This window comes from Moorena sp. SIO2C4 (genome assembly GCF_010672485.1).
Classification (GTDB): Bacteria; Cyanobacteriota; Cyanobacteriia; order Cyanobacteriales; family Coleofasciculaceae; genus Moorena; species Moorena producens.
This window is the reverse complement of record NZ_JAAHGN010000704.1, coordinates 1-3,986: the sequence shown is the minus strand read 5'-3', so window position 1 is coordinate 3,986 and position 3,986 is coordinate 1. Positions and strand designations below refer to the sequence as shown.

Annotated in this window: 4 protein-coding genes and 1 pseudogene; 3 read left to right on the top strand and 2 right to left on the bottom strand. The window is 43.8% G+C overall.

Annotation, left to right across the window (positions count from 1 at the left end; translation table 11 throughout):
- From F6K20_RS27565 to F6K20_RS27555, 3 genes and pseudogenes are all read left to right on the top strand, one after another.
- Nucleotides 1–477 (top strand): BMC domain-containing protein (locus tag F6K20_RS27565; RefSeq protein WP_287296798.1); only part of this gene is annotated, 477 nt, incomplete at its 5' end.
- Between the two features lie 126 nt (nt 478–603).
- Entirely contained in the window at nt 604–1,509 is a 906-nt protein-coding gene (locus F6K20_RS27560) for a LysR family transcriptional regulator (protein ID WP_008180092.1), read from the top strand.
- 133 nt (nt 1,510–1,642) lie between these two features.
- Nucleotides 1,643–2,924, top strand: a pseudogene (locus F6K20_RS27555) (RNA-guided endonuclease InsQ/TnpB family protein).
- An 80-nt stretch (nt 2,925–3,004) separates the two neighbouring features.
- Here F6K20_RS27555 and F6K20_RS27550 read toward each other — a convergent pair.
- The gene (locus F6K20_RS27550) at nt 3,005–3,121 is read right to left on the bottom strand and encodes a photosystem II protein Y (protein ID WP_008180095.1); all 117 of its coding nucleotides are present in this window, start codon (nt 3,119–3,121) and stop codon (nt 3,005–3,007) included.
- A 429-nt stretch (nt 3,122–3,550) separates the two neighbouring features.
- The coding region (locus F6K20_RS27545) for a gamma carbonic anhydrase family protein (protein ID WP_287296796.1) at nt 3,551–3,986 on the bottom strand (436 nt) is incomplete at its 5' end.

Sequence of the window (3,986 nt, the reverse complement as noted above, 5' to 3'; positions counted from 1 at the left end):
CAGGAACAAGTCCAAGTTTCTGAAGAAGAGGAACAAGATGAAGGTATTGTTGTGGAGTATCGCAGCAATGTCACAAGAGACGATGATGTGGACAGTGATGAAGAAGAAGACATCCAAGAAGAAAAAGGAATGGTTGGTGCCTCGGATGCCATGCTCAAAGCTGCCAATGTACAGCTTACTGCCTACGAAACCATTGGGGCGGGTTTATGTACTGCCATTATTCGGGGTCGTGTGGCAGATGTAGCCGTTGCTTTACAAGTTGGAATGGCTGAAGCCCAGCGTATTGGTGAACTAACCGCTGTGACAGTGATTCCTAGACCTCTTGAAGATTTAGAGAAAAGCTTGCCAGTAGCGAGTTGCCTGATGGAGGAGCAACCACAACCCTTGAGAATACCAGTTAAGGTAAAGGAAGCAGAAAAAGAGCTAGTAGAACTACCAGATTTAAGAAACTTACCCATACGTACCAAAGATTCATAATAGCTACCATGGAAAAAAGTCCACCATGAACACTATGAAACTCTCTTTTCCCCATTCCCCACTCCCTACTCCTGACTTTAAAGACTGTCAAAGACTAAGATCTATATCCTCATAGGAGTAATATCATTGAAGCAAGCCACATTGCATCAGTTAAGGGTCTTTGAAGCAGTCGCTCGGCACCACAGCTTTACACGAGCTGCAGAGGAACTGTTTCTCACCCAACCCACTGTCTCTATGCAGGTGAAGCAGCTAACCAAAGTTGTTGGTATGCCTCTGTTTGACCAGGTAGGTAAGCGAATCTACCTGACCCAGGTTGGTGAGGCACTAGTTAAAACCTGCCGCGATATCTTTGAGAATTTAGACCAGTTTGAGATGAAAGTGGCAGATCTCAAAGGTTTAAAACAGGGGCGTCTGCGCTTAGCAGTGATTACAACTGCTAAATATTTTATTCCTCGTTTACTCGGTCCGTTTTGCCAGCGTTATCCAGGCATTGATATTTCTCTGCAAGTCACCAACCACGAATACATCCTTGGTCGTCTCAGTGAGAATCTAGATGACTTATACATTATGAGTCAGCTTCCGGAAAACCAGGAGACCTGCTATAAACCAGTGCAAGAAAACCCCCTGGTTGTGATCGCACGGGTCGATCATCCTCTAGCTCAGGAAAAAAATATCCCCCTTAAACGTATAGCTCAAGAAACCTTTATTATGAGGGAGCCTGGTTCGGGAACACGCAAAGCTGTACAAAAACTGTTCGATCACCACCAGATTTCACCAAAGGTGCGGCTGGATTTGGGTAGTAATGAGGCAATTAAGCAAGCGATCGCAGGGGGTTTAGGAATTTCTATATTATCTCGTCATACCTTAATTTTAGAAGGGGTTAACTCTGAGCTGGTGGTTTTGGATGTAGAACACTTTCCGATCGAGCGTTACTGGTATGCTGTCTATCCACGTAGCAAACAACTATCGATTGTTGCTGGTACTTTTCTAGATTATCTATTGAGTTCAGAGCCACTAATTTGCCAAAAATAACATTGCTCAATAGCGCAAGCAAACCAGCTGTATCCTCCTTTTGACCAAAAAATTGGGTTTCAAGCCCCGTCCTTCTAGGACGGCTTTATTTCTTTTTGTGCTATAATATGACGTAGAGTTGTTCCACGTCAAAATGATAGTTTTAGAGTTTAAGGTCAAGGGGAATAAAACTCAGTATGCCGCCATTGATGAGGCGATACGCACTGGTCAATTCGTCCGAAATAAGTGCATCCGTTACTGGATGGATAATAAAGGTATAGGACAAAAAGACTTGTATCGCTATAACACGTGGCTGAGATCTGAATATCCTTTTGTTAAAGACTTAAATTCTCATGCCTGCCAAGCTTCAGTGGAAAGAGCTTATAGTTCAATTTCTAGGTTTTACGATAAATGTAAAAAACAAGTCCCTGGTAAAAAGGGTTACCCCAAGTTTAAAAAGTTCTCCCGGTCAGTTGAATACAAGACATCGGGCTGGAGACTCTCACCTGATACTAAGTCGATAAAATTCTTAGACAAAAAAGGAGTCGGAAAACTAAAACTAAAGGGAACCTGGTAATTGTGGCGTTACGACCATAAATTGATCAAGCGAGTCAGATTAGTACGTCGCGCAGATGGTTATTATGTTCAATTCTGTGTCAAAGTTGATATTAAGGAATCTCTAGATCCCTCACATACCAACGTTGGATTAGATGTAGGGCTAAAAGAATTCTACACAGATTCTAAGGGAAACACAGAACCAAATCCAAGATTTTATCGTAAGGGCGAGAAGCGGCTGAAGTTTTATCAGCGCCGAGTTTCTCGTAAAAAGAAAGGCAAGGCCGTAGGCCACGCTTCGCGAACAGCTAACCGTAAGCGCGCCATTAATAGGTTAGGTAGGACGCACCTTAAAATAAGTAGGCAACGTGAAGAACATGCGAAGAGACTCGCCCGTTGCGTAATCCACTCTAACGACGTGGTCGCTTACGTTCGCGAAGCGTGCCGAAGGCAAGATTTAAGGGTGAAAAATTTGGTCAAAAATCATTGTCTTGCTAAGTCTATTAATGATGCAGGTTGGTATCAATTTAGAAGGTGGTTAGAGTATTTTGGACAAAAGTTTACTAGGCAAACGGTAGCCGTTAATCCTGCTTATACTAGCCAAAATTGCTCAAACTGTGGTGAAGTTGTCAAAAAATCGCTATCTACTAGAACTCATGCATGTTCATGCGGGTGTGTGTTGGATTCGCCGAAGGCGACGCTACGCGAACGCGATCATAATGCAGCTATCAATATTCTAAAAAGAGCTTTGGGTACTGTAGGGCATACAGGAACCTGGATCATCGATCCAAACGCTTTAGGAGATCCGACCTCTACTCTTCCTGATTCCGGTCTGGAAGAGCCACGTTGGGTCGTTGATTAAAGAATCCCCGCTCTTATAGGGCGGGGAGTGTCAAGGAACAGCTGGCTATTAAGCTTTTGTGCAAAGGTGCTATTGCTCAATTGGTTGACGCGCGATTTATTAAGATTTATTCAAATAATTTTGAGCTTGTTTGAGAGCGATCGCACCAATATTGTAAACTACCCAGCCTAGTGCCAGGAGTAAAGGCAATAAGACTATTAATAGACGTAAATCCATGGTTCTAGTGTCCTCCCTATAATGCTTGAAGTTTTTTTAACCTCCCACCCCTACAAGGAGTGGGCTTGTTGGTTGAAAAAGTTGCTGTGACTAAGTAATATCACTCCTACCAAGCTAGAGGGGTAACCTCCCTCAGCTTGTCTGCCCTGTACCGGACGGTACGTAGTTGTTTATTAATATAGTCGCACCTATGGGTCAATTTTTTTTAGTTAATTTTTCAGTAACCTGATCACCCATTTGTCCAAGACCTTGGACGGTTCTTGGTAAAACTTAACCAAAGTTAATCAATGTTACCCACACTTGACTAATTGGTAAGGAATCGGTAAAAAGCGATACAGGGCTTTTGTGATCGTGTTTTTCTCAATTATTGTCCATTGTTCCGGGATCGGAAGTTCTCTGTTCCGGGTTTGGGCCAACGGCAGCGAAGTATTAGGTTACACTAAATCCTAAATCTGTGCCTTTACCGGCATGAACTAGAGCCAACTTTTCATAGTGCCGTGCATGTTCAATCAGTTCAGCGGCTTGAGCCTCCGAAACATCCCGTAATTTTTTGGCAGGGACACCGACTACCAGGGACAGAGGAGGAACGTCTTTACTAACCACAGCTCCAGCGCCTACGATACTACCATGACCCACACGAACCCCATCGAGTACCACTGCTCCAATACCAATCAAGCTACCCTGTTCAATATATGCTGAATGAATGACAGCGCGATGACCGACAGTGACATGGTCTTCTAAAACTGTTGGCTTGCCGGGATCTCCGTGTAAAATTGCGCCATCTTGAATATTAGTGCGATCGCCAATCTCGATGCGCTCCACATGATCGGCAGAGGCCCACGTCTGACTCCAGTCACCAACTCTA